At 52.0% G+C, this 21,257-nt stretch carries 20 protein-coding genes; 11 read left to right on the forward strand and 9 right to left on the reverse strand.

Annotation, left to right across the window (positions count from 1 at the left end; translation table 11 throughout):
* Positions 1–70 precede the first annotated feature (70 nt).
* The 3 genes from Q7T66_RS16560 to Q7T66_RS16570 form a co-directional block, all read right to left on the reverse strand.
* The gene (locus tag Q7T66_RS16560) at positions 71–859 is read right to left on the reverse strand and encodes a BPSS1780 family membrane protein (RefSeq protein WP_304934205.1); all 789 of its coding nucleotides are present in this window, start codon (positions 857–859) and stop codon (positions 71–73) included.
* Positions 859–1,827 (reverse strand): homoserine kinase, encoded by a 969-nt coding sequence (locus tag Q7T66_RS16565; RefSeq protein ID WP_304934206.1) that lies wholly within the window; start codon positions 1,825–1,827, stop codon positions 859–861. Before Q7T66_RS16565 ends, Q7T66_RS16560 begins: the two co-directional genes overlap by 1 nt.
* A gap of 111 nt (positions 1,828–1,938) precedes the next feature.
* Entirely contained in the window at positions 1,939–2,352 is a 414-nt protein-coding gene (locus tag Q7T66_RS16570) for a DUF2782 domain-containing protein (RefSeq protein WP_304934207.1), read from the reverse strand.
* A gap of 290 nt (positions 2,353–2,642) precedes the next feature.
* On the opposite strand from Q7T66_RS16570, the gene polA reads away from it, so the two are divergent.
* The 3 genes from polA to Q7T66_RS16585 all read left to right on the forward strand — a co-directional run bounded on the left by polA (position 2,643) and on the right by Q7T66_RS16585 (position 7,284).
* Positions 2,643–5,402 (forward strand): DNA polymerase I, encoded by a 2,760-nt coding sequence (gene polA / locus Q7T66_RS16575; RefSeq protein ID WP_304934208.1) that lies wholly within the window; start codon positions 2,643–2,645, stop codon positions 5,400–5,402.
* A 90-nt stretch (positions 5,403–5,492) separates the two neighbouring features.
* Positions 5,493–6,377: a dienelactone hydrolase family protein gene (locus Q7T66_RS16580; RefSeq protein WP_304934209.1), complete on the forward strand. Its 885-nt coding sequence runs from the start codon at positions 5,493–5,495 to the stop codon at positions 6,375–6,377.
* 235 nt (positions 6,378–6,612) lie between these two features.
* Positions 6,613–7,284 (forward strand): ZIP family metal transporter, encoded by a 672-nt coding sequence (locus Q7T66_RS16585; RefSeq protein WP_370691661.1) that lies wholly within the window; start codon positions 6,613–6,615, stop codon positions 7,282–7,284.
* 26 nt (positions 7,285–7,310) lie between these two features.
* Here the strand turns inward: Q7T66_RS16585 and Q7T66_RS16590 are convergent, their stop codons facing one another.
* The 3 genes from Q7T66_RS16590 to Q7T66_RS16600 all read right to left on the reverse strand — a co-directional run bounded on the left by Q7T66_RS16590 (position 7,311) and on the right by Q7T66_RS16600 (position 10,359).
* Entirely contained in the window at positions 7,311–8,165 is an 855-nt protein-coding gene (locus Q7T66_RS16590; protein WP_304934211.1) for a sulfurtransferase, read from the reverse strand.
* 80 nt (positions 8,166–8,245) lie between these two features.
* Complete coding sequence (locus Q7T66_RS16595) at positions 8,246–9,175, reverse strand: DMT family transporter (RefSeq protein ID WP_304934212.1); 930 nt, start codon at positions 9,173–9,175, stop codon at positions 8,246–8,248.
* Positions 9,176–9,258: 83 nt separating this feature from the next.
* Positions 9,259–10,359: an aromatic ring-hydroxylating dioxygenase subunit alpha gene (locus Q7T66_RS16600; RefSeq protein WP_112992789.1), complete on the reverse strand. Its 1,101-nt coding sequence runs from the start codon at positions 10,357–10,359 to the stop codon at positions 9,259–9,261.
* 365 nt (positions 10,360–10,724) lie between these two features.
* On the opposite strand from Q7T66_RS16600, the gene Q7T66_RS16605 reads away from it, so the two are divergent.
* The 4 genes from Q7T66_RS16605 to folE2 are packed head-to-tail and all read left to right on the forward strand — an operon-like array spanning position 10,725 to position 14,586.
* Positions 10,725–10,976: an exodeoxyribonuclease VII small subunit gene (locus Q7T66_RS16605; RefSeq protein ID WP_304934213.1), complete on the forward strand. Its 252-nt coding sequence runs from the start codon at positions 10,725–10,727 to the stop codon at positions 10,974–10,976.
* Positions 10,973–11,863, forward strand: coding sequence for a polyprenyl synthetase family protein (locus Q7T66_RS16610; RefSeq protein WP_304934214.1), 891 nt, complete (start codon positions 10,973–10,975; stop codon positions 11,861–11,863). The genes Q7T66_RS16605 and Q7T66_RS16610 overlap by 4 nt, the downstream gene beginning before the upstream one ends.
* 1 nt (position 11,864) lies before the next feature.
* The gene (gene dxs, locus Q7T66_RS16615) at positions 11,865–13,736 is read left to right on the forward strand and encodes a 1-deoxy-D-xylulose-5-phosphate synthase (RefSeq protein ID WP_304934215.1); all 1,872 of its coding nucleotides are present in this window, start codon (positions 11,865–11,867) and stop codon (positions 13,734–13,736) included.
* A gap of 43 nt (positions 13,737–13,779) precedes the next feature.
* Positions 13,780–14,586 carry a GTP cyclohydrolase FolE2 gene (gene folE2, locus Q7T66_RS16620; protein WP_304934216.1) on the forward strand — a complete coding sequence of 269 codons (807 nt, stop codon included), beginning with the start codon at positions 13,780–13,782 and terminating at the stop codon, positions 14,584–14,586.
* A gap of 244 nt (positions 14,587–14,830) precedes the next feature.
* On the opposite strand, the gene Q7T66_RS16625 is transcribed toward folE2, so the two are convergent.
* Entirely contained in the window at positions 14,831–15,067 is a 237-nt protein-coding gene (locus Q7T66_RS16625) for a hypothetical protein (protein ID WP_304934217.1), read from the reverse strand.
* Positions 15,068–15,412: 345 nt separating this feature from the next.
* The gene (locus Q7T66_RS16630) at positions 15,413–15,970 is read right to left on the reverse strand and encodes a cob(I)yrinic acid a,c-diamide adenosyltransferase (protein WP_304934218.1); all 558 of its coding nucleotides are present in this window, start codon (positions 15,968–15,970) and stop codon (positions 15,413–15,415) included.
* Positions 15,971–16,090: 120 nt separating this feature from the next.
* On the opposite strand from Q7T66_RS16630, the gene Q7T66_RS16635 reads away from it, so the two are divergent.
* Positions 16,091–16,984, forward strand: a complete 894-nt coding sequence (locus Q7T66_RS16635; RefSeq protein WP_304934219.1) for a LysR substrate-binding domain-containing protein — start codon at positions 16,091–16,093, stop codon at positions 16,982–16,984.
* Here Q7T66_RS16635 and Q7T66_RS16640 read toward each other — a convergent pair.
* On the reverse strand, positions 16,973–17,206 hold the full coding sequence (locus Q7T66_RS16640; protein WP_304934220.1) for a hypothetical protein: 234 nt from the start codon (positions 17,204–17,206) through the stop codon (positions 16,973–16,975). The two genes, Q7T66_RS16635 and Q7T66_RS16640, sit on opposite strands and share 12 nt — an antisense overlap.
* Before the next feature lie 32 nt (positions 17,207–17,238).
* Here Q7T66_RS16640 and Q7T66_RS16645 point away from each other — a divergent pair, with 32 nt between their 5' ends.
* The 3 genes from Q7T66_RS16645 (at position 17,239) to glcF (ending at position 21,188) form a co-directional block, all read left to right on the forward strand.
* Positions 17,239–18,792, forward strand: coding sequence for an FAD-linked oxidase C-terminal domain-containing protein (locus Q7T66_RS16645; RefSeq protein WP_304934221.1), 1,554 nt, complete (start codon positions 17,239–17,241; stop codon positions 18,790–18,792).
* A gap of 15 nt (positions 18,793–18,807) precedes the next feature.
* The gene (glcE, locus tag Q7T66_RS16650) at positions 18,808–19,860 is read left to right on the forward strand and encodes a glycolate oxidase subunit GlcE (RefSeq protein ID WP_304934222.1); all 1,053 of its coding nucleotides are present in this window, start codon (positions 18,808–18,810) and stop codon (positions 19,858–19,860) included.
* A gap of 95 nt (positions 19,861–19,955) precedes the next feature.
* On the forward strand, positions 19,956–21,188 hold the full coding sequence (glcF, locus tag Q7T66_RS16655; RefSeq protein WP_304934223.1) for a glycolate oxidase subunit GlcF: 1,233 nt from the start codon (positions 19,956–19,958) through the stop codon (positions 21,186–21,188).
* The last annotated feature ends 69 nt before the right edge of the window (positions 21,189–21,257 follow it).

A 21,257-nucleotide genomic window follows, 5' to 3' on the forward strand; every position in this document is an offset into this window, starting at 1 on the left:
TGCGCTGAATTGCAATTCAGCGCAGGATTTTTTGAGTACGACGGGACGTCTGCTTGATTTCCCTCTGCTTTTAATCCGCTGAAATTTTTGCCGGTAACGGATCTGGCGCTGGTCCAAACAGATGTGTGTAGCTCGGATAAAACGAGCAATACATAATGACGGTTAGTACCAGAGAAATCGGCAGCAAAATGAAGATCGAAGCATTCGGCGAGTTCAACAACATGCCGAAAATCGAACTCACGATCACTGGCAAAATCATGCCTATCGTGACCCACGCCAAGCCATAAATCAAAAATGCTTTACTGGCACGACGTACCGCGAAGAAGCTGTAGAAAATCGCTTTGCCTACGCCCATTTCCTGCCATGCAATCAGCGGTGCTGCATACCAGAACGCCATCGCGGCCGGTATGTACACAAGCGCAGAAAACATCATTGCCAGTGTCATGTTTGAATTGCGTACCGTCTCTGCATCAATCGCGATTTGACCGGTAATCGCCTGCACGAATACGCCGCCGTCAACTAAAGCAGACGCGCCGATCGCAATGATCGCCGCCAGCAAATACAGTGAGCCGAGCTTGATCAGATTACGCACGAACGGTGAGCGGAAACCGACTAGCAATAGATTTGGATAGACCTTTTTGCCTGCTTCGATTTGCAAGCATGCATGCATGAAGCTCATCGAGAACAGCGGCACCAATATCAGTGGCATTAACTGACCGATGACAGGAATGATGCCGAGTGCCAGCATCAAAAACATGTAGCCAAAGAATAGTGTTGATAATTCAGCTGGTTGCTTGCGGAATAGCGCAAAGCCTTCCGTTACCCAAAGCCAACCGGTTTTTGCAGGTAATTTTTCCATCATCCCGCCGTAGTAAAAAGTGCAGGTGCTGCGTGTTCGATACGCAAACGCAGTATCCGTTCAAAATGCTCCGGATCGTGCGGTGTCAGCATTTCCGCATCGCGTGGCATATGGAAATCATATAAGCGCGACAGCCAAAAACGTAATGCGCCGGCACGCAACATCGCTTGCCAAGCGATTTGTTCTTCTTCTGTAAATGGCCGTATCTCGTGATACGCATCCAGCATCGCGCGCGCGCGCGCTTGATCCAGTTCGCCGCTTTCGATATCGATGCACCAGTCGTTGACCGTCACTGCCACGTCGAATAGCCAGGTGTCGCAACCGGCGAAATAGAAGTCGAAAAAGCCGCTTAACTGATCGCCATCAAACATCACATTGTTGCGGAACAGGTCGGCATGGATAGGGCCGTTAGGCAATTCCTTGAACGCATCCGATGCGGCAAACGTATTCTGAAAAGCCATTTCCGTTGTCAGCAACTGTTTGTTGCTGTTTGTCAGGTAAGGCATGACGACTGGCGTGGTTTCATTCCACCACTCAGTCCCGCGCAGATTCGGTTGGCGTATTTCAAAATCTTCTGCTGCCATGTGCATGCAGGCCAGCATCGCGCCGACGGCGGCGCAATGCACAGGTTTCGGTGCCAGTTCGCAGTGGCCTTCCAGCTTGGTCACGATCGACGCTGGCTTGCCATGCAATTCATTAATGATGGAACCCTTGCGATTGGCGATAGGCGCGGGAACAGACACGCCGCCTTCAGCCAGATGACGCATCAGGTTCAGGTAGAACGGAAGTTGTTCAAACGTGAGTTTTTCAAACACCGTCAGCACATATTCGCCGCGCTCGGTCGTGATGAAAAAGTTGGTGTTCTCGATGCCTGATGAAATGCCTTTGATCGCGAGCGCTTTGCCCAGATCAAATTGCGTGATCCACGAGGAAAGGTCATCGAGGCTGACCGGAGTAAAAACTGCCATGAGGATATATAAAAATGCGTATTCAATAAAAATACGTGTCATCAAAAAACAAAAAATAACGCACCGGAGTGCGTTATCTGGCGATTGCCGACAGAACTTGTTGCGGCTTGATTATTTTACTGGTGCAGGTGCTGGCGCCAATGTTTGTACCGGATCAGGTGCAGGAGCGGTTTTTGGTCCGCCGAAGGTGCCTACTTCAAATTGCACTGGGCGATTGGTATCGCTTTGACCGTCGCCGCGCATCGCGCCAGCGGTATCGTTCGGTTTTGCGTAATACGTGGTTCTGCCGGTTTGCACTTTGACTTCAGTGACTTTGCCCTGAGATTTTTTCTCGGTAATTTTCTTTTGCGTATCAGGCTGACGGATCGTGACCGCCGGTGCTTCGCCTTCTTCCAGACGCTGCGTTTGCGGCGGTGCTGGTGCGAAATCCTTGCTTGGTGGCGTCGATTGCGCGCTGACAATCAAAGGTGTTGCAATTGTCACTGCGGAAATCGTAATGAAGGACCAGAATTTGGATGTGCGCATGATGTATGGATGAGCCGTCGTTGAAAGGAAACCAATATGGTTCATTGTAGCAAACCGGCTCATCCCTGCAGAAAATAGTTCAGTTTGTGTTTCACTGTGTGCACGCGTTTGATGGGGCTTTTCGAAGGGCTTTCCATAATGCCAATCTTTGTGCGACTTTGCTCTGCGCGCTCGGCGTTGAATCTGATGCTGGAATCGAAGTAATCGACAGGTCAAACTCTGCCATAATCGTAGCCGTTTGCCATGAGTGCTTTTGCCCCTCAGCCGGCCGCTTTCCTGATTGAATCCCTATGAATAAAACTCTGTTATTAGTCGACGGCTCCAGCTATTTGTATCGCGCTTTCCATGCGCTGCCGGATTTGCGCGGGCCCGAAGGCGCGCCCACCGGTGCCATCTACGGCATGATCAATATGCTGCGCCGCTTGCGCAAGGATTATCCGAGCGCGTATATGGCGTGCGTATTCGACGCCAAAGGCAAGACTTTCCGCGACGATCTGTACGCCGAATACAAGGCGCAGCGCGCCTCGATGCCGGAGGATCTTGCACGCCAGATTGAGCCCATCCATGAAGCAGTACGCGCGATGGGCTGGCCGATTTTGATGGTGGAAGGGATAGAAGCGGATGACGTGATCGCTACCTTGTCGGTCGAAGCGGTCAAGTACGGCATGAACAGTGTGATTTCGACCGGCGACAAGGATCTGGCGCAACTCGTCAATGACCATGTGACGCTGGTGAATACGATGAGCAATGAAGTGCTCGATCGTGAAGGCGTTATCGCCAAGTTCGGTGTGCCACCAGAGCGCATCGTGGACTACCTGACCTTGATCGGTGACACCGTCGATAACGTGCCGGGCGTCGAGAAAGTCGGTCCGAAAACGGCCGTCAAATGGATGACGCAATACGGCACGCTGGACGGTATCGTCGAACATGCGGCAGAGATCAAAGGCGTGGTCGGTGACAATCTACGTCGTGCACTGGATTGGTTGCCGCAAGCAAAAGTATTGATCACGGTTAAAACGGATTGCGATCTGTCGGCACACATGAAGTCGATAGAAGAATCACTGCAGCAAAAACCGGAAGACGTAGAGGCGATGATTGCCTTCTTCAAACGCAATGGTTTCAAAAGCTGGTTGCGTGAGTTGACCGGTAGTGCTGACGCGACTGAGCCGGCAAGCAGTGCGCCGTCCGCTACCACCGGCATTGCCCCGCAAGGCGCATTGTTTGGCGAAGATTTGCCGGAAGTTGAAAAGCATTACGAGACCGTTTTGACCGAAGCTGATCTGGATCGTTGGTTGACTAAAATCAATGCTGCGACCTTGACTGCAGTTGATACAGAAACCACTTCGCTGGAGCCTATGCAAGCGCAATTGGTGGGCATCTCTTTGTGTTGCGAACCAGGCGTTGCAGCCTACATCCCGGTTGCGCATCGCTATCAAGATGCGCCTGAACAATTGTCGCGCGATTTTGTTTTGGAAAAATTGCGGGCTTGGCTCGAAGATGACAGCAAAGCCAAGGTCGGACAAAACCTGAAATACGACAGCCATATTTTCGCTAATCACGGCGTTCATCTGCGCGGCATCCAGCACGACACCTTGCTTGAATCCTATGTGTTCGAATCGCATCGCAGTCACGATATGGACAGCCTCGCTTTACGGCATTTGAATCGCAAGACGATTACGTTTCAAGATGTGTGCGGCAAGGGCGCTTCGCAACTTTGTTTTGATCAAGTCGAAATCGGCCGCGCGACTGAATACGCAGCGGAAGATGCCGACATCACTTTGCAACTGCATCAACGCATGTTCCCGCATGTGAGTGGTGATAAAGGCTTGATCTATATTTACGAAGAGGTCGAGTTGCCGACCGCAGTTGTGTTGCAAAAAATTGAACGCAATGGCGTGTTGATCGATCCTGCTTTGCTGGCGACGCAATCGAATGAACTTGGCAAGCGCATGCTGGAAATTGAACAAGCTGCTTACGAGTTGGCAGGTCAGCCTTTCAACTTGAATTCGCCTAAACAAATCGGTGAAATTTTCTTTGAAAAATTGAAGCTGCCTGTCGTCAAGAAAACACCATCAGGCGCGCCATCGACAGATGAAGAAGTACTGCAAAAACTGGCTGAGGATTATCCCTTGCCTAAGGTCTTGCTTGAGTACCGTGGCTTGTCAAAACTGAAGTCGACCTATACCGACAAGTTGCCGAAAATGATTGATGCGACCACTGGCCGTGTGCATACCAATTACGCGCAAGCGGTTGCGGTTACTGGTCGTTTATCTTCGAATGAACCTAATCTGCAAAACATACCTATTCGTAATGCAGAAGGTCGCCGTATACGCGAAGCCTTTATCGCGCCGCCTGGCAGCGTGATCGTCTCTGCAGATTATTCGCAAATCGAATTGCGCATCATGGCGCACATTTCTGGCGATGAAAACATGTTGCGCGCGTTTGCAGAAGGCGAAGATATTCACCGCGCGACTGCGGCTGAAATTTTTAGTGTTAGCGCTACTGAGGTCAACAGCGAACAACGTCGCTACGCGAAAGTTATCAACTTCGGTTTGATTTACGGCATGAGCGCATTCGGTCTGGCAGGCAATCTCGGTATCGAACGCTCAGCGGCGCAAAGCTATATCGAAAAATATTTTTATCGTTTCTCCGGCGTCAAACGCTATATGGATGAAACGCGTCTGGAAGCGAAAGCACGCGGTTATGTGCAAACGGTTTTCGGTCGTCGTCTGTGGCTGCCGGAAATCAACTCACCGAATGGTCCGCGTCGTCAGGGTGCAGAACGTGCAGCGATTAATGCGCCTATGCAAGGCACTGCGGCCGACTTGATTAAGTTGGCAATGATTGCGGTGCAATGTTGGTTAGAATCTGAAAAGCTGCAGTCAAAAATGATCATGCAAGTACACGATGAACTGGTGCTGGAAGTGCCGGAAACCGAGCTGGCCTTGGTTCGTGAAAAATTGCCGGAGTTGATGCGCAACGTCGCGCAATTGAAAGTGCCGCTGATCGCGGAAGTGGGTGTAGGCAAGAACTGGGACGAGGCACACTAATTTTTTTGCAACATTGACTGCCTATGTTCTGTTGCAGAAAACGTTTCTTAAGTTGTAAGGTCCAACCGTTTTATTCACTGGAGGATAGACATGGAAAATATGAAAGAAGATTTCGACAGCCTGGTTGCAAAAACACCTTTGTCCGATGGTGTCGATAGACGCGGCTTCATCAAGACTGCGCTGGGTACTGGTTTCGCCGCGGCAGTATTGCCAGTGTGTGCGCAGAGCGTCGTCAAGACCGATGCTGCCGGATTAACCGCTGGTGAAGTGACAGTAATGGTCAACGGGCAGGCGGTGCCTGTGTATCGCGCACAACCGGAAGGCAAAACCAATCTGCCGGTGATTCTGGTGATCTCCGAAATTTTTGGTGTGCATGAATATATCGCTGACGTCGCGCGCCGTTTTGCGAAGCTGGGTTACCTCGCTTTGGCACCGAGTCTGTTTGTGCGCCAAGGTGATCCTGGCGCATACAAAACGGTTGCCGAATTGCAGAAGGAAGTCATTATGAAAGTGCCTGATGCACAAGTCATGACCGATCTGGATGCGGTCGTCGCATGGGCCAAGGCAAATGGCGGCAACACCGCCAAATTAGGCATCACTGGTTTTTGCTGGGGCGGACGCATTACGTGGATGTACTCGGCGCACAATCCTAAAGTCAAAGCGGGCGTCGCCTGGTACGGCCGTTTGGTCGGCAACAGCACCGCTGCGACACCTACGCATCCGGTCGATATCGCGGCCAAACTCAAGACTCCGATACTCGGTTTGTATGGCGCACAAGATGGCGGCATCCCTGTCACCACGGTGGTGGAAATGAAGGACGCGCTAGCCAAAGGCAGTAGCAAATCAGAGTTCGTCGTGTTTAAAAATTCCGGCCATGCCTTCCATGCAGACTACCGTCCTAGTTATGTCGAGGCAGATGCCAAAGACGGCTGGACTCGATGCCTCGCATGGCTGAAAGCGAACGGCGTTGCCTGATTGATTTGAACCCGAAAGTTAAAAGCGCGGCATGTCCTCTCAAAGGCGTGCCGCGCTTTTCATTTGCTGAAATGAGTGAGATATGTTCTAATTTGCAACCTTGTTGCATCTATTGAGATTCAAAATTAATTCCACGCTCGTTTCCATCCTGTTGACCACCGCCATCTCTGGTGTATTTAGCATTTCCGCTGCGGCGCTGTTTTCCTTTTCGCTGCTGTCGAAACTGGTCGACCGCATGGTCAGCCTGTCGGTCGGGATTTTGCTGGCGACATCCTTGTTGCACGCCTTGCCGGAAGCGTTTGAATCGGAAGCGGATGCGCACACATTATTCGCGGTGCTGCTAGGTGGATTGCTGGCTTTCTTCCTGCTGGAAAAAATGGCGATCCTGCGTCACTCGCATCATCACGAACATGATGGTCACGGTCACCATCACGGCCATGATGCACACGAAGCGGGTGCGTCTGGCTGGATGATTTTGGTCGGTGACAGTCTGCATAATTTTACGGATGGCATTTTGATTGCGGCAGCTTTTCTGGCTGATCCGCATCTCGGCATCATGACCGGCCTGGCAATTATCGCGCATGAAATTCCGCAAGAAATCGGCGACTTCATCGTCTTGCTGAACGCAGGTTTTACGCGTACCCGCGCTTATGTGTACAACATTATTTCTGGTTTGATGGCGATCGTGGGCGGCGTGGTTGGCTACCTGTTATTAGACAGCGCGCAGTCATGGATACCCTACGTGTTGGTATTCGCGTCTTCCGGATTTATCTACATCGCGGTCAGCGATTTGATGCCGCAAATGCAGCGTCGTGCATCCATGCGTGAAACCATACCGCAAGTGCTGTTGATCGCACTTGGCGTCGGCATCGTTTTATTCTTGACGGGTCATTCGCACGCACATTAAACCGTGTGCGCTGCTGACGCTATCGTTTAGACAGTTTGTGCAACCGGCCGTGTCGGATCGCTGCACCATTCACTCCATGAACCCGGATACAACGCAGTTCCGGTCAATCCCGCAATTTCCAGTGCCAGTACGTTATGGCAAGCCGTAACGCCTGAGCCGCATTGCATGACGGTGGCTTCCGGATTCTTGATCAGATCACTAAACTCGGTGCGTAATTGATCGGCAGATTTGAAGCGACCATCGGCTTGCAGATTATCTTTGAAGAAGCGATTCTTCGCGCCAGGAATATGGCCACCCACAGGATCCAGCGTTTCATTCTCACCGCGGAATCTATCTGGTGCACGCGCATCGATGATGGTGCGGCGTCCGTCATTCAAGCTTTTCAAAAGCTCGTCAGCATTGATCGATGCTACTAATGCGGGCTTATCTTTCAATGTGCCCAGCGTACGCGACGAAGCTTCCGTCGATACAAACATGCCGTGCGCTACCCATGCCGGCAAGCCACCATCCAGCACTGCAACAGCGTCGTGCCCAACCCACTTTAACATCCACCACAAGCGCGCGGCGAACATGCCGCCGTGTGCGTCATACGCAACGACTTGGGTGTTCTCACCGATGCCCCATTGCTGCAAAGTTGCAATGAAGGCAGCGCGATCCGGCAATGGATGACGTCCATGAAATTTGCCGTCAGCACCAACTTTTTCGCCCGCTAAATCATCATCCAGATGGGCGAATTGTGCATTCGGAATATGTCCTTCTGCGAAAGCTTGTTGGCCTGCATCCGGCTTGGCCAGATCGTGACGGCAATCGATGACGACCCAGTCATGATCAAACACGTGTTGCGCCAGTTCAGCGGCGGAAATCAGGGTAGTGAAAGTCATGCGTTCTCCTTGGTGTGGATCATGCGCCTGCTCATCAGCTTGCTGACATGCAGGATTGAATTCGTGCTTTACAGTTTTATTTACAGTTCCGTAGCAATCGGATCAACCGGCGCCACAGTTTTCGACGTACTCGTATTGCGAATATTGTAAAACGTTGCGACGACGCCGCTGACCAGAATGATAGCGATACCGAGCCAGCCATAAATGCCCAGCACATCGTTCCAGATCAGTATGCCCCACAAGCTTGAGAAGACGATGCCGGTGTATTGCAGGTTGGCAGTGACCAGCGTGTTGCCTAAACGATAGGCGCGCGTCATTGCCATCTGCGCCATTGCTGCGAGTACACCGATGCCGAGTAATAAGGAGATACCGTAAGCAGAATGCGCGCGCAAGATGCTGACCGGTTCTTCGTGCAAACCTGGTCCAAATAGGCAGCCGAGAAAACCCGCAAACAAGCCAGTCGCAGAAAAATAAAACACCACGCGTGATTCCGGTTCGCCGAGTTGTCCCAGATGCCGTACCTGCAAATACGCCAGTGCCGATAGCGCACCCGAACACAGTCCGATAAAACCGCCCAACCACTGATCGTCATGTATCGACGGCCGCAACAGCAAAGTCACACCGACGAAACTGGCAATGATCGCGGTGACCAAGCCCCATTCAAAACGCCGCTTGCCGGCGCGCCACGCAGCAAAAAACAGAATGCCGGAAATCCAGATCGGCGCCATGTAATTGAGCGTCATCGCAGTCGCTAGCGGCAACAGGCTGATCGCATAAAACCATAACCACACGGCGACCGTGCCGACGAAACAGCGCCACAAATGTTGCCAGATGAAAGTGGTTTTCAGGCTGCCGTTCTGGCGCAGAATTAGAGCGTAAATGAAGACCACGCCAACCAGGCCACGGTACATCAGGATTTCCGCAACGGTATATGTTTCGGACGCCAGCTTGACGCACACGCCCATGATGGCAAAGGCGAAAGTGGCGAACAGCATCCAGAGTGATTGCATGAGTGGCGATACTAAAGTGAAGATATAAAAATGAAGATATTCAGGGCGCATGCACGAATGCACGCGCCCGAATTGTGATCGGTTTAGACGTCGAGCTGACGGCGATACCATTCGTGGAAGTGCTGCATGCCATCTTCCATCGGCGATTGATACGGACCTACTTCGTTGACGCCTCTATCCATCAGAATTTTTCGACCGGCATCCATGCGTAAAGCGATTTCGTCATCTTCTTCGCAGGTTTCCATATACGCCGCGCGTTCTGCCGCGATGAAGTCGCGTTCGAAATGGACGATTTCTTCCGGGTAGTAAAACTCGACAACGTTGCGTGTTTTTTGCGGACCGTTAGGCCAGACTGTCGACACCACAAGAACGTGCGGATACCACTCGACCATGATGTTCGGATACAGCGTCAGCCAGATTGCGCCGTACGGTGGCGCTACGCCGCCGCGGAATTGCAAGATTTGTTCTTGCCACTTTTGATAAGTCGGCGAACCATGCTTGGCCAATGCGTTGTGTACGCCTACGGTTTGCACGCTGTATTGATCGCCGAATTCCCACTTCAAATCGTCGCAACTGACGAAGCTGCCGAGACCTGGATGGAAAGGCTCAACGTGGTAATCCTCCAGATACACTTCGATGAAGGTTTTCCAGTTGTAGTCGCACTCGTGCACTTCGACGTGATCCAGCATGTAGCCGCTGAAATCCAGATCTTTGGTGACGCCTAAATTGCCCAGAATTTTTGCGACGTCGACGCCATTGCGTTCGAACAGCAAACCATTCCAGTTTTGCAGCGGTGTGTTGGACAGGTTCAGGCAAGGCGTTTCGCCGAAATGTGGCGCGCCTATCAATTCACCCTTGAGATCGTAAGTCCAGCGATGCAGCGGGCAGACGATGTTGTTCGCATGGCCGCGGCCATTGAACATTTTCGCCTGGCGATGACGGCAGACGTTGGACAGCAATTCAATACCTTGCGGATTGCGTACCAGCATGCGGCCTTCGTTTTCCCACGCGAGCGTGGCAAAGTCGCCGACATTCGGCACCATCAATTCATGCCCCGCATAACGCGGACCATCGCGGAACAATTGCTGAATTTCCTGCTTCAACAGTGCTTCGTCAAAATAGACGTTGACTGGAAGTTGCGCGTTTGAACGCGCGAGTTTGGCGAGATTAGCCAGATCGGACATCTCCACCCCCAAATTAATTTGCACCAACCAGAGGAAAGAACCCGCAAAAACCTTAGATCAAACGAGATAAAGAGGCAATTTTGGACAGAACCGACGATTATACCCGAGAGTCTTCATCGGGTTCAGGGTTGCGGCGCGGTTTTGAAGGCAGATTTATATGCTTGTCAAAAAAGAAAATATTCTCGCGAGCCATTTTGGAAAAGCACGTGTCTTACCTTGGTAATTAAGGAGCTTTGAGACCTAAAATAGCCGTTTTCTCCAAAAACAGCAGTTTTTAAGGCCAGAAACAGCCGCATAAGCTGCGTTTATCCGCCGTCTTGTATGGATTGCTCTAAAATAACGGGCTAAACCTTTTTTCAGACCTTATGTCCAAAAAACTATCCTCTGCTGCGTTGCCGTCTTCGTTTGAAGAAGCGATGGCAGAACTTGATGAATTAGTCGCACGCATGGAGGCGGGCGAGTTGCCGCTGGAAGCATCCGTTGCGGCCTACAAGCGCGGTTCGGAGCTGGTGAAATATTGCGCAGCCCAATTGGAAAAAGTAGACCAGCAAGTCAAAGTGCTGGAAGGCGACATGCTGAAACCGTTTAACGCCGAACGTATTGAGGCGGATGAATGACGGAGCAATTGTTTGGCGGCTGGATGAAATCAATTCAGGTTGAAATGGAAGTGGCACTGGTGAAGTTTTTGCCGCCAGTGACACAAAAGCCTGTGCGTTTGCATGAAGCGATGCATTACGCAGTGCTGGATGGTGGCAAGCGCGTGCGGCCTTTGTTGGTTCACGCTGCTGGCGCGTTGTTCGATGCGGATGCCGCCGAACTGGCGCGCGCCGCGGCTGCAGTTGAAATGATCCACGCGTATTCGCTAGTACATGACGACATGCCGTGCATGGATGACGATGCGCTGCGTCGTGGCAAACCGACTGTGCATGTGAAGTACGACGAAGCGTGCGCGCTGCTGGTCGGCGATGCGTTGCAGTCGCAAGCGTTTGAGATATTGGCAGACGGCGGACTCGACGCGACGCGTCAACTTGCGATGCTGCGCTTGCTGGCAAAAGCATCCGGCTCACTCGGTATGTGCGGTGGTCAGGCGATCGATTTGGCTAGTGTAGGTTTGACTCTGTCGCTGGAAGAATTGGAGCAGATGCACACGTTGAAAACCGGTGCATTGTTGCGCGTGTCGGTATTGCTGGGCGCACTCGCTGGCAAGTCGCTTTCTGAAAATGAAATAGCTGCGCTGGATCAGTATTCCAGCGCGATTGGTTTGGCATTTCAAGTGGTTGATGATGTGCTGGATGCGACGGCAGATTCGGCAACGCTGGGTAAAACCGCAGGCAAGGATGCCGCGGATAACAAGCCGACTTATGTATCTATTTTGGGCCTGGAACAATCGCAGGCCTTGGCAGAAAAATTGCGTGCCGATGCTTATCGTGCGCTGGAACAGTTCGGAGACAAAGCACGACGCTTGCGAGAACTCGCAGACTTGATCGTGCAGCGGAAGGCCTAGTATGAATTTGCTTGAAACAATAAATGATCCTGCCGAGATTCGGCACCTCTCGCGACCGCAGCTCAAGCAGCTCGCGGACGAGTTGCGTGCGTTCGTCATTGAATCCGTCGCGCAAACTGGCGGTCATCTATCGTCCAATCTTGGCACGGTAGAACTGACGATTGCGCTGCATAACGTATTCAACACGCCGGAAGATCGCATCGTGTGGGATGTCGGCCATCAAACTTATCCGCACAAGATATTGACCGGACGTCGTGATCAGATGCATTCCTTGCGTCAGCGCGAAGGTATTTCTGGTTTCCCGCGTCGTGATGAAAGTCCTTACGACACCTTCGGTACTGCGCATTCATCGACATCGATTTCCGCCGCTTTGGGTATGGCGCTGGCCGCTAAAACCAAGGGCGAAGACAGACACGCGATCGCTGTGATTGGTGATGGCGCGATGACTGCCGGTATGGCGTTTGAGGCAATGAACAACGCGGGTATTCACGACGACATTAATTTGCTGGTTGTGTTGAATGACAACGATATGTCGATCTCGCCACCGGTCGGCGCATTGAATCGTTATCTGGCGCGTCTGATGTCTGGCCAGTTTTATGCAGCGGCAAAAAATGTCGGCAAGACCGTTTTGCCAGCGCCAGTGCGCGAACTCGCAAAACGTTTTGAAGAACATGCAAAAGGCATGATCGTGCCGGCCACGATGTTTGAAGAATTCGGTTTCAATTACATCGGTCCTATCGATGGTCATGATCTTGATTCGCTGATCCCGACCTTGCAGAATTTGAAGAATTTGAAGGGCCCGCAATTCCTGCACGTCGTGACGAAAAAAGGTCAGGGCTACAAATTGGCTGAGGTTGATCCTGTGCTGTATCACGGCCCAGGCAAATTTGATCCCGCGGAAGGTATCAAACCAGTTGCGGCGAAAAAAGTAACCTACACCAGCGTCTTCGGCGACTGGCTCTGCGATATGGCTGCTGCCGACAAACGTTTGATCGGCATTACACCGGCGATGCGCGAAGGCTCAGGCATGGTCGAGTTCGAGCAGCGCTTTCCGGATCGCTATTACGATGTCGGCATTGCAGAACAGCATGCAGTGACATTCGCGGCTGGTATGGCGTGCGAAGGTTTGAAGCCGGTTGTTGCAATTTATTCGACCTTCCTGCAACGCGGTTACGATCAATTGATTCACGACGTTGCATTGCAGAATCTGGATGTGACTTTTGCGCTGGATAGAGCCGGCTTGGTCGGTGCCGATGGCGCAACCCATGCTGGCAATTACGATATTGCCTATTTGCGCTGCATCCCGAATATGGTCGTGATGGCTGCTTCGGACGAAAATGAGTGCCGTCAGATGCTCTCCACCGGTTTCCAATACAATGGCCCTGCTGCAGTGCGGTATCCGCGCGGCGGCGGTATCGGCGCCAAGGTAGCGAACACGCTGGAAACGATTCCGCTCGGTACTGGCGAAATCCGTCGGGAAGGTAAAAACATCGCGATCCTCGCATTCGGCACGATGGTGGCGCCTAGTCTGAAAGCTGGTGAAGAGCTGGACGCAACTGTGGCGAATATGCGTTTCGTCAAACCACTGGATGTCGAATTACTCAAACGCCTGGCTGCAACGCACGATGCGTTTGTGACAGTGGAAGAAGGCGCGATCATGGGCGGCGCGGGCGCAGCAGTCGCGGAAGCGATGGCAGCCGAAGGTATCGTCAAGCCGCTATTGAATCTGGGCTTGCCGGATCAATTTATCGATCATGGCGACGCAGCGCAGTTGTTGGCTGCGTGTGGCCTAGATGCAAAAGGGATTGCTGCTTCAATTCGGCAACGTTTTTCAAAAGACGAACCAAGACTGGTCGTCAACAATAAGCAGTAAGCAGCACTTATTTCGGCTTCGCGCCGACAGGACAGGTTTCAAAATGAATACTCGCGATCTCAGCTTGAGCGCTATGCCGGATGTACAAGCCACTCCAGACACTCGTCACATTGCCATTCAGCGCGTCGGTGTCAAAGGTGTGCGCTATCCACTGACGGTAAAAACATCTGCTGGCACACAGCCATCGGTTGGTACGTGGAATATGTATGTGCACCTTGCTGAAGAACAAAAAGGCACGCACATGTCGCGTTTCATCGCCTTACTGGAAGATTTGCGCGGCCCGCTTGACGTGCCAGCATTCAGCAAACTGATGCGCGACATGCTGGTTTTGCTGGAAGCAAATGCTGGCCGTATAGAAGTAGCATTCCCGTATTTCATCAACAAGACCGCACCGGTATCTGGCGTGCAAAGTCTGATGGATTACGAAGTCGGCCTGACCGGCGAAATCAAAAATGGCGCGCTGGAAATCACGCTGAAAGTTTTGGTACCAGTGACCAGCTTGTGTCCATGTTCGAAAAAGATTTCAGCCTACGGCGCGCACAATCAGCGTTCGCATATTACTGTGCACGCGGTGTTGGATGGCGATCTGGTCGTGGAAGAATTGATTGCAAAAATCGAAGCGCAAGCATCGTGCGAATTGTATGGTTTGCTGAAACGTCCTGATGAAAAGTACGTGACGGAACGTGCTTACGACAATCCGAAATTTGTTGAAGATTTGGTGCGGGATGTTGCGGTGATGCTGAACAACGAAGAACGTGTTTTGGCTTATACGCTGGAAGCGGAAAATTTTGAGTCGATTCATAATCACTCGGCTTATGCGTTGATTGAGAGTGATAAGCGGGTGAAATAAATTTCGCCTAGTTTTAAAAAAGCCGTTCAGTGTTGCGCTGAACGGCTTTTTTATTTGTTCGGCTTGAGATGTTGATGCGGTTTGCTCTTCGTGGTGAGTTGCCGGGGGTAGCCCGGCGGCTACTCACTTTTCTTGCTTCGCCAAGAAAAGTAAGCAAAAGAAGGCGACGCAGAAGCCGTTGCCCGCTGCGCGGGTACCCAAGTCAAACGGTCATCAGCCGGGAGCACAAACAAACTCGCTGCGCTCAAACAGGTTTGCACTCTTTATCCGCCTGACGACCGCTTGCCTTGGCAACGTCACATGCGGTTAAGGTCAACTGCAAAACCAAAACCAAAACCAAAACCAAAACCAAAACCAAAACCAAAACCAAAACCAAAGCAAAAAATACATCTGGATTGAGCAGCCCGACGATTAGGAAGCCTCTGTTTGCGCAATCGTCTTCACTGCCTTGATCGTTGCCCAGATCCCGATCGCTAAACATGCTCCGATAAAAATAAGAGCAACAGGTTTATCTATTTTAATTAGAGATTTATTTTGAGTTGGCGCGCGACAATGCCGTTGCTGTTGACTTCACCCGCTCTGACGCTGCCGTTTGTGCGGAGCAGAAAATGGAAAAAGAAGTGAACGCTGTCTGAGCGTAGCGAGTTTCGTTCGCTTCCCATTTTTTGATTTGAACAAACGGGAAGCCCGAAGGGCCAGCGGCTTCGCGGTCGCCTTCTTTTGCTTACTTTTCTTGGCGAAGCAAGAAAAGTAAGTAGCAGCCGGGCTACCCCCGGCAACTAACCACGAAGAAACGACGTTATTAATTATCGAATAACGAGCAAACTCAAATATCCCTAACCCTTTCCTTCTCCCACAAAACATCCCCCCCACCAGCAAACCGATTCAACACCCTCGCTAAAACAAACAACAAATCCGACAACCGATTCATATATTGACGTGGATTGTCATTCATCTTTTCAGCTTTCCCAAGGCTGACAATCGCGCGCTCAGCACGCCGGCAGATCGTGCGACAAACATGCGCCTGCGATGCCGCGCGTGAACCAGCGGGCAGGATAAATTCCTGCAGCGACGGCAAATCAGCGTTGTACTTCGCCAGCAAGGCATCCAGCCGCGCAACCTGCGCATCGTGAATCATCGTATAGCCGGGAATACACAACTCGCCGCCCATATCGAACAAGTCGTGCTGAATCGAAATCAGTTCTTCGCGCAACGCGGGCGGCATGTCTTCGCACAGCAACAAACCTAGATGCGAATTCAATTCGTCGACGTCGCCCATTGCGTGTACGCGCAAAGCGTCTTTGTCGACGCGGCTGCCGTCGCCAAGTCCTGTAGTGCCGTTATCGCCAGTGCGTGTGGCGATTTTTGATAGTCGATTGCCCATGGGAAGTGTGAAAAGTCAGAAGTGGAGTGGAGTAGCGAGGATACGACAAAACGATCTAGTCGTCGCAGCGCAGTGAACCCGGTAAAATCACTGCTTCGCAACCGACGATTAATGGACGTAATGGCAATTAGACTCCCACCTGTACATGCTCTTTCTGCTTTTGAGGCAGCGGCGCGCCATGGTTCGTTTGCGGTTGCGGCGGAAGAGTTGTGCATCACGCCTTCGGCGTTTTCACATCGTATTCGTCTGCTGGAAGATTTCGTCGGCGAGCGCCTGTTTTTGCGCGATGGCCGCAGCGTCAGCCTGACCGATTTCGGGCGGCGCTATCTGGATGTGGTGCGCGGTGCGTTGAGTTCGCTGGCAGACTTCCCATTGCCGCATCGGCACATGAGTGGGCCTTTGAAGGTCAAGGTGACGGTGCCGCCTACGTTTGCGCGTTATCTGTTTTTGCCGAACCTGCATGAGTTCATGAGCGAGCATCCGGACATCACGATCGAAACGTATTTGTCGGTGCCGCTATACGACATGAGTTTGTCGGAAACCGATATCGAAGTTCGTTTCGGTGCCGGCAAGTATCCGGATATCGTGACCGAAAAATTATTTGAAGAACCAGCTTTCCCAGTAGTTAGTCCTGCTTATCTTAAGCAAGTCGGTGGCATCAGTTCTCCGGCAGATTTGCAGAAAGTGCAATTGCTGCGCTCGGCGCTGGAGCCGTGGCAGCCATGGTTTGAAGTCGCGGGTCTGGATTGGCCTGAGCCGGCGGCTGGTTTGCGTATCGATGATTTGGGTTTGTTGCTGGAAGCGGTCAGACACGGCTACGGCGTAGCGTTGACGCGACAACATTTCGCCGCCGACATGATCGCCAGCGGCGATATCGTGCCGCTATTCGACGTCCAATTGACCACGCCGCAGCATGCGTATTATTTGGTCTACGAACGAAATGTGCGCGATCGACCTGAGGTTGGTTTGTTGCTGGATTGGATGCGAAAGCGTTTCAGCATGTCACTTCCGTAAACTTGTAGTTTCAGCCACACCTTCTAAAAAAGCGCACGTTGTCGTCATCTTGGCGGCAAATGTGCGCTTTTTAACGCGTGCTCTTATATCAGTTGAATATTTTTCACTTTGACTGGGAAAGCTTTCAGTCAAATTAGCGCGTTCAAACCGCCCGCTTGGACCCGCATTCGCTACACTGTGAATCAGCAAAGCAAGTAGCCAGATCAGCACCACGATCAGCATGATTCGATAGAGTATTGGATGCAGCATTGATGATGAATACGACTTCGGCAGCACCGGTTTCGGCGCCTGCTCTCACCACACCCGCGGTGCCGCCCGCAACTTCGGCGCCTTCCGCACCGGCTTTCACTCCCGCGCATCAGCGCCGGGTGGTCGATGCATTGCGTGCCGTGCTGCCTGAACATTGCGTTCTTTTCAACGAAGAAGATACGCGTCCCTATGAATGCGATGGCCTCGCTGCGTATGCGCAGTTGCCTATGGTGGTGGCTTTGCCCAACACCGAAGAACAGGTCGTTGCGATTCTCAAAATATGTCATGAATTAAAAGTGCAAATCGTGCCGCGCGGTGCGGGCACCGGTTTGTCCGGCGGTGCCTTGCCGATTGCCGACGGCATGGTATTGTCGACCGCAAGGATGAATAAGATCGTCAAGGTTGATGCGTATGCGCGAACTGCCGTGGTGCAGCCCGGCGTACGCAACCTGGCGATTTCCGAAGCGGTCGCGCCGCTGGGTTTGTATTACGCGCCCGATCCTTCTTCGCAAATTGCCTGCACGATAGGCGGCAACGTTGCCGAAAATTCTGGCGGCGTGCATTGTCTTAAATATGGTTTGACCGTCCACAACGTGATGCGCGTGCGCGTTGTCACTATAGAAGGCGACGTCATCGAACTCGGTAGCGCCGCACTCGATGCGCCTGGCCTGGATTTGCTTTCGGTATTTGTAGGTTCGGAAGGCATGCTTGGCGTGGTGACTGAAGTGACGGTCAAGCTCATTCCCAAACCAAAATTGGCGCGCGTTATTTTGGCTTCGTTCGATGATGTGGTCAAAGGCGGCAATGCGGTGGCCAGCGTGATCGCGGCAGGTATTATTCCAGCCGGGCTGGAGATGATGGACAAGACATCCACGCGCATGGTCGAACCCTTCGTCAAAGCCGGTTACGACATGAATGCCGAAGCGATTTTACTGTGCGAATCCGATGGCATTCCAGAAGAAGTTGAAGAAGAAATCGCGCGCATGACCGAAGTGTTGAAACACTCGGGCGCTACCGCCATTGCAGTCTCGCGCGATGAAGCAGAACGCCTGCGGTTTTGGTCAGGACGCAAGAATGCGTTCCCGGCAGCCGGTCGTATTTCCCCAGATTATTACTGCATCGACGGTACGATTCCACGCCGTAGCCTGGCCGATGTGCTGACTGGCATTGCGCGTATGGAAATCAAATACGGCTTGCGTTGTGCGAACGTATTTCATGCCGGCGACGGCAATTTGCATCCACTGATTTTATTCGATGCCAATACTGAAGGTGAATTTCACAAGGCTGAATTATTTGGCGCCGAGATTCTGGAAATGTGTGTGGCCGAAGGCGGCACCATCACCGGCGAACACGGCGTCGGTTTGGAAAAAATCAATCAGATGTGCGTGCAGTTTTCACGTGCAGAGATGGATGCCTTCCTTAGCGTCAAACGCGCCTTCGATCCAGTCTCTTTGCTGAATCCGAACAAGGCAATTCCAACGCTGCAACGCTGTGCCGAGTACGGCAAGATGCACGTCAAACGCGGCATGCTGAAGTTTGCCAATCTGCCGCGCTTTTAATTTTTCAGGTCACGCATGGAACAAGTAATCGAACAGTTTAAAGAACGCATACTCGCCGCTGGTCGCGACAAGCAAGCGCTATGCGTGCGTGGTGGCGGCAGCAAGGATTGGTACGGTCAATCGCCAATCGGCGAGGTACTCGATACGCGCGCTTATCACGGCATCATTGCTTACGATCCAACCGAGTTGGTGATCACGGTACGTGCAGGAACGCCATTAGCCGAAGTGGAAAAAGTATTGGCTGAGCAGAATCAGATCTTCGCGTTCGAGCCGCCACATTTCGGTCCCGGTGCGACCGTGGGCGGCATGGTGGCTTGCGGTTTGGCCGGCCCACGCCGTGCTGCGGTTGGTTCAGTTCGCGACTTTGTCCTCGGCGCGGTGCTGATGGATAGCAAAGGCGAAGTTTTGCATTTCGGCGGACAAGTAATGAAGAACGTTGCAGGTTACGACGTCTCACGTTTGTTGGCAGGTTCGCTGGGCACGCTGGGTTTGTTGCTGGAAGTGTCGTTGAAGGTTTTGCCTAAACCATATGCAGAAACCAGTTTACGTTTGCAGATGAATGAAGACGAAGCAATTCGCCGCTTGAATGAATGGGGCGGTCAGCCCTTGCCAATTTCTGCCAGCGCATGGTGTGAGGGTGCGTTGGTGTTGCGTTTGTCTGGTGCGAAAGCAGCGATCGCAGCGGCGCAGCAAACCATAGGTGGCGAAGAAATCGATGGCGATAATTTCTGGCTTGCGATGCGCGAACAGAGTAATGAATTCTTCACGCAGTCATCCGTGTTGTGGCGCTTGTCTGTGCCATCGACAGCACCACCGATTGCATTAGGCCAGCAATTGATAGAGTGGGGCGGCGCGCAGCGTTGGTTGCGTTCGGATGCGCCTGCTATAGACATTCGTGCGGCAGCGGTGAAGGCTGGCGGACATGCGACCTTGTTTCGCGGCGGCGATAAAAGTGTTGGCGTGTTTCAACCGCTGGCACCAGCAGTCGGCAAGATTCATCAAAACATGAAAAACGCATTTGACCCTGATGGTATTTTCAATCCAGGTCGCATGTATGCAAAGTACTAGGCATTGCTGAACAAGCTCCATTTCGTTAGACGTGATGCGCGCAATGTTCGCAGATTTGCAAATGCTAACGCCATAAAGATTTTCAGAGAAATACCATGCAAACCAATTTAGCCGATTTCATTAAGGACACGCGCGAAGGCCAAGAGGCAGATGCCATTCTGCGAAGCTGCGTCCATTGCGGATTTTGTACGGCAACCTGCCCGACCTATCAGTTGCTAGGCGATGAGCTTGATGGCCCGCGCGGCCGTATTTATTTGATCAAGCAAGTATTGGAAGGCAAGAAACCAACGGCAAAAACACAATTGCATCTGGATCGTTGCCTGACTTGCCGCAATTGCGAAACCACTTGTCCATCCGGCGTGCAGTACGGACGCCTGATCGATATCGGCCGCAAAGTGGTGGAGGACCAGGTGCCTTATTCGTTTGCAACGAATTTAAAACGCGTGGCATTGCGAGAAGTTCTACCGCGTAAATGGTTGTTCACGCCCGCAATGAAAGCCGGACAGATGGTGCGTCCTTTGCTGCCAAAATCATTGCAAAATAAAGTGCCGCGCAAGGAAGACGCCGGCGTATGGCCGACGCATCAACATGCGCGAAAAATGCTGTTGCTGGATGGTTGTGTGCAACCGACTATGTCGCCAAATATCAATGCAGCCACTGCACGCGTATTCGACGCGCTTGGTGTGCAATTGGTGGTTGCGCCCAAGGCAGGTTGCTGTGGCGCGATTCGTCATCACTTGAATGATCATGATGGTGCCTTGAATGATATGCGTCGCAATATCGATGCATGGTGGCCGCTGGTACAAGCTGGCGCAGAAGCGATTGTGATGACCGCATCGGGCTGTGGTACGACAGTAAAAGATTACGGACATTTGTTGGCGCACGATGCGGCTTACGCAGAAAAAGCATTACAGATTTCTGCGTTGACGAAAGATTTAAGTGAAATCTTGCCAGCGTTCGAAGCTGAATTGCAAAGCAAGTTGAACGGAAAAATCAGCAAGCGCGTCGCCTATCATCCGCCATGCACATTGCAGCATGGGCAGCAGATACGCGGCAAGGTTGAAGGCGTATTGCGTGCAGTTGGCGTTGATGTGCAACTGTGTGCAGACAGCCATTTGTGCTGCGGTTCAGCCGGGACTTATTCGGTATTGCAACCAGAGTTGTCGTATCAGTTGCGTGACAAGAAAGTCGCACATCTGGAAGCGACCAAACCGGACATGATCGTCTCTGCAAATATTGGTTGCCTGACGCATATACAGTCTGGAACCGATACACCGGTCAAGCACTGGATAGAGTTGATCGACAAGGCTTTGAGCACCGCACATTGATCAAGTCTTAATAAGCACTGAATAAAAAACGCCGGCAATGCCGGCGTTTTTTATTCAAGATTCCATTCG

Source organism: Herminiimonas sp. (genome assembly GCF_030655415.1).

Excerpts from the sequence above, each read along its gene's own strand:
- Q7T66_RS16625 (WP_304934217.1), bottom strand. The coding sequence starts at position 15,067 with ATGTTTAGCGATCGGGATCTGGGCAACGATCAAGGCAGTGAAGACGAT.
- polA (WP_304934208.1), top strand. The coding sequence starts at position 2,643 with ATGAATAAAACTCTGTTATTAGTCGACGGCTCCAGCTATTTGTATCGC.
- Q7T66_RS16635 (WP_304934219.1), top strand. The coding sequence starts at position 16,091 with ATGGCAATTAGACTCCCACCTGTACATGCTCTTTCTGCTTTTGAGGCA.
- Q7T66_RS16605 (WP_304934213.1), top strand. The coding sequence starts at position 10,725 with ATGTCCAAAAAACTATCCTCTGCTGCGTTGCCGTCTTCGTTTGAAGAA.
- glcF (WP_304934223.1), top strand. The coding sequence starts at position 19,956 with ATGCAAACCAATTTAGCCGATTTCATTAAGGACACGCGCGAAGGCCAA.
- Q7T66_RS16590 (WP_304934211.1), bottom strand. The coding sequence starts at position 8,165 with ATGACTTTCACTACCCTGATTTCCGCCGCTGAACTGGCGCAACACGTG.
- Q7T66_RS16560 (WP_304934205.1), bottom strand. The coding sequence starts at position 859 with ATGGAAAAATTACCTGCAAAAACCGGTTGGCTTTGGGTAACGGAAGGC.
- Q7T66_RS16585 (WP_370691661.1), top strand. The coding sequence starts at position 6,613 with ATGGTCAGCCTGTCGGTCGGGATTTTGCTGGCGACATCCTTGTTGCAC.
- Q7T66_RS16630 (WP_304934218.1), bottom strand. The coding sequence starts at position 15,970 with ATGGGCAATCGACTATCAAAAATCGCCACACGCACTGGCGATAACGGC.
- Q7T66_RS16565 (WP_304934206.1), bottom strand. The coding sequence starts at position 1,827 with ATGGCAGTTTTTACTCCGGTCAGCCTCGATGACCTTTCCTCGTGGATC.
- Q7T66_RS16610 (WP_304934214.1), top strand. The coding sequence starts at position 10,973 with ATGACGGAGCAATTGTTTGGCGGCTGGATGAAATCAATTCAGGTTGAA.
- Q7T66_RS16640 (WP_304934220.1), bottom strand. The coding sequence starts at position 17,206 with ATGCTGATCGTGGTGCTGATCTGGCTACTTGCTTTGCTGATTCACAGT.
- Q7T66_RS16595 (WP_304934212.1), bottom strand. The coding sequence starts at position 9,175 with ATGCAATCACTCTGGATGCTGTTCGCCACTTTCGCCTTTGCCATCATG.
- Q7T66_RS16570 (WP_304934207.1), bottom strand. The coding sequence starts at position 2,352 with ATGCGCACATCCAAATTCTGGTCCTTCATTACGATTTCCGCAGTGACA.
- Q7T66_RS16600 (WP_112992789.1), bottom strand. The coding sequence starts at position 10,359 with ATGTCCGATCTGGCTAATCTCGCCAAACTCGCGCGTTCAAACGCGCAA.
- Q7T66_RS16580 (WP_304934209.1), top strand. The coding sequence starts at position 5,493 with ATGGAAAATATGAAAGAAGATTTCGACAGCCTGGTTGCAAAAACACCT.
- Q7T66_RS16645 (WP_304934221.1), top strand. The coding sequence starts at position 17,239 with ATGAATACGACTTCGGCAGCACCGGTTTCGGCGCCTGCTCTCACCACA.
- folE2 (WP_304934216.1), top strand. The coding sequence starts at position 13,780 with ATGAATACTCGCGATCTCAGCTTGAGCGCTATGCCGGATGTACAAGCC.
- glcE (WP_304934222.1), top strand. The coding sequence starts at position 18,808 with ATGGAACAAGTAATCGAACAGTTTAAAGAACGCATACTCGCCGCTGGT.
- dxs (WP_304934215.1), top strand. The coding sequence starts at position 11,865 with ATGAATTTGCTTGAAACAATAAATGATCCTGCCGAGATTCGGCACCTC.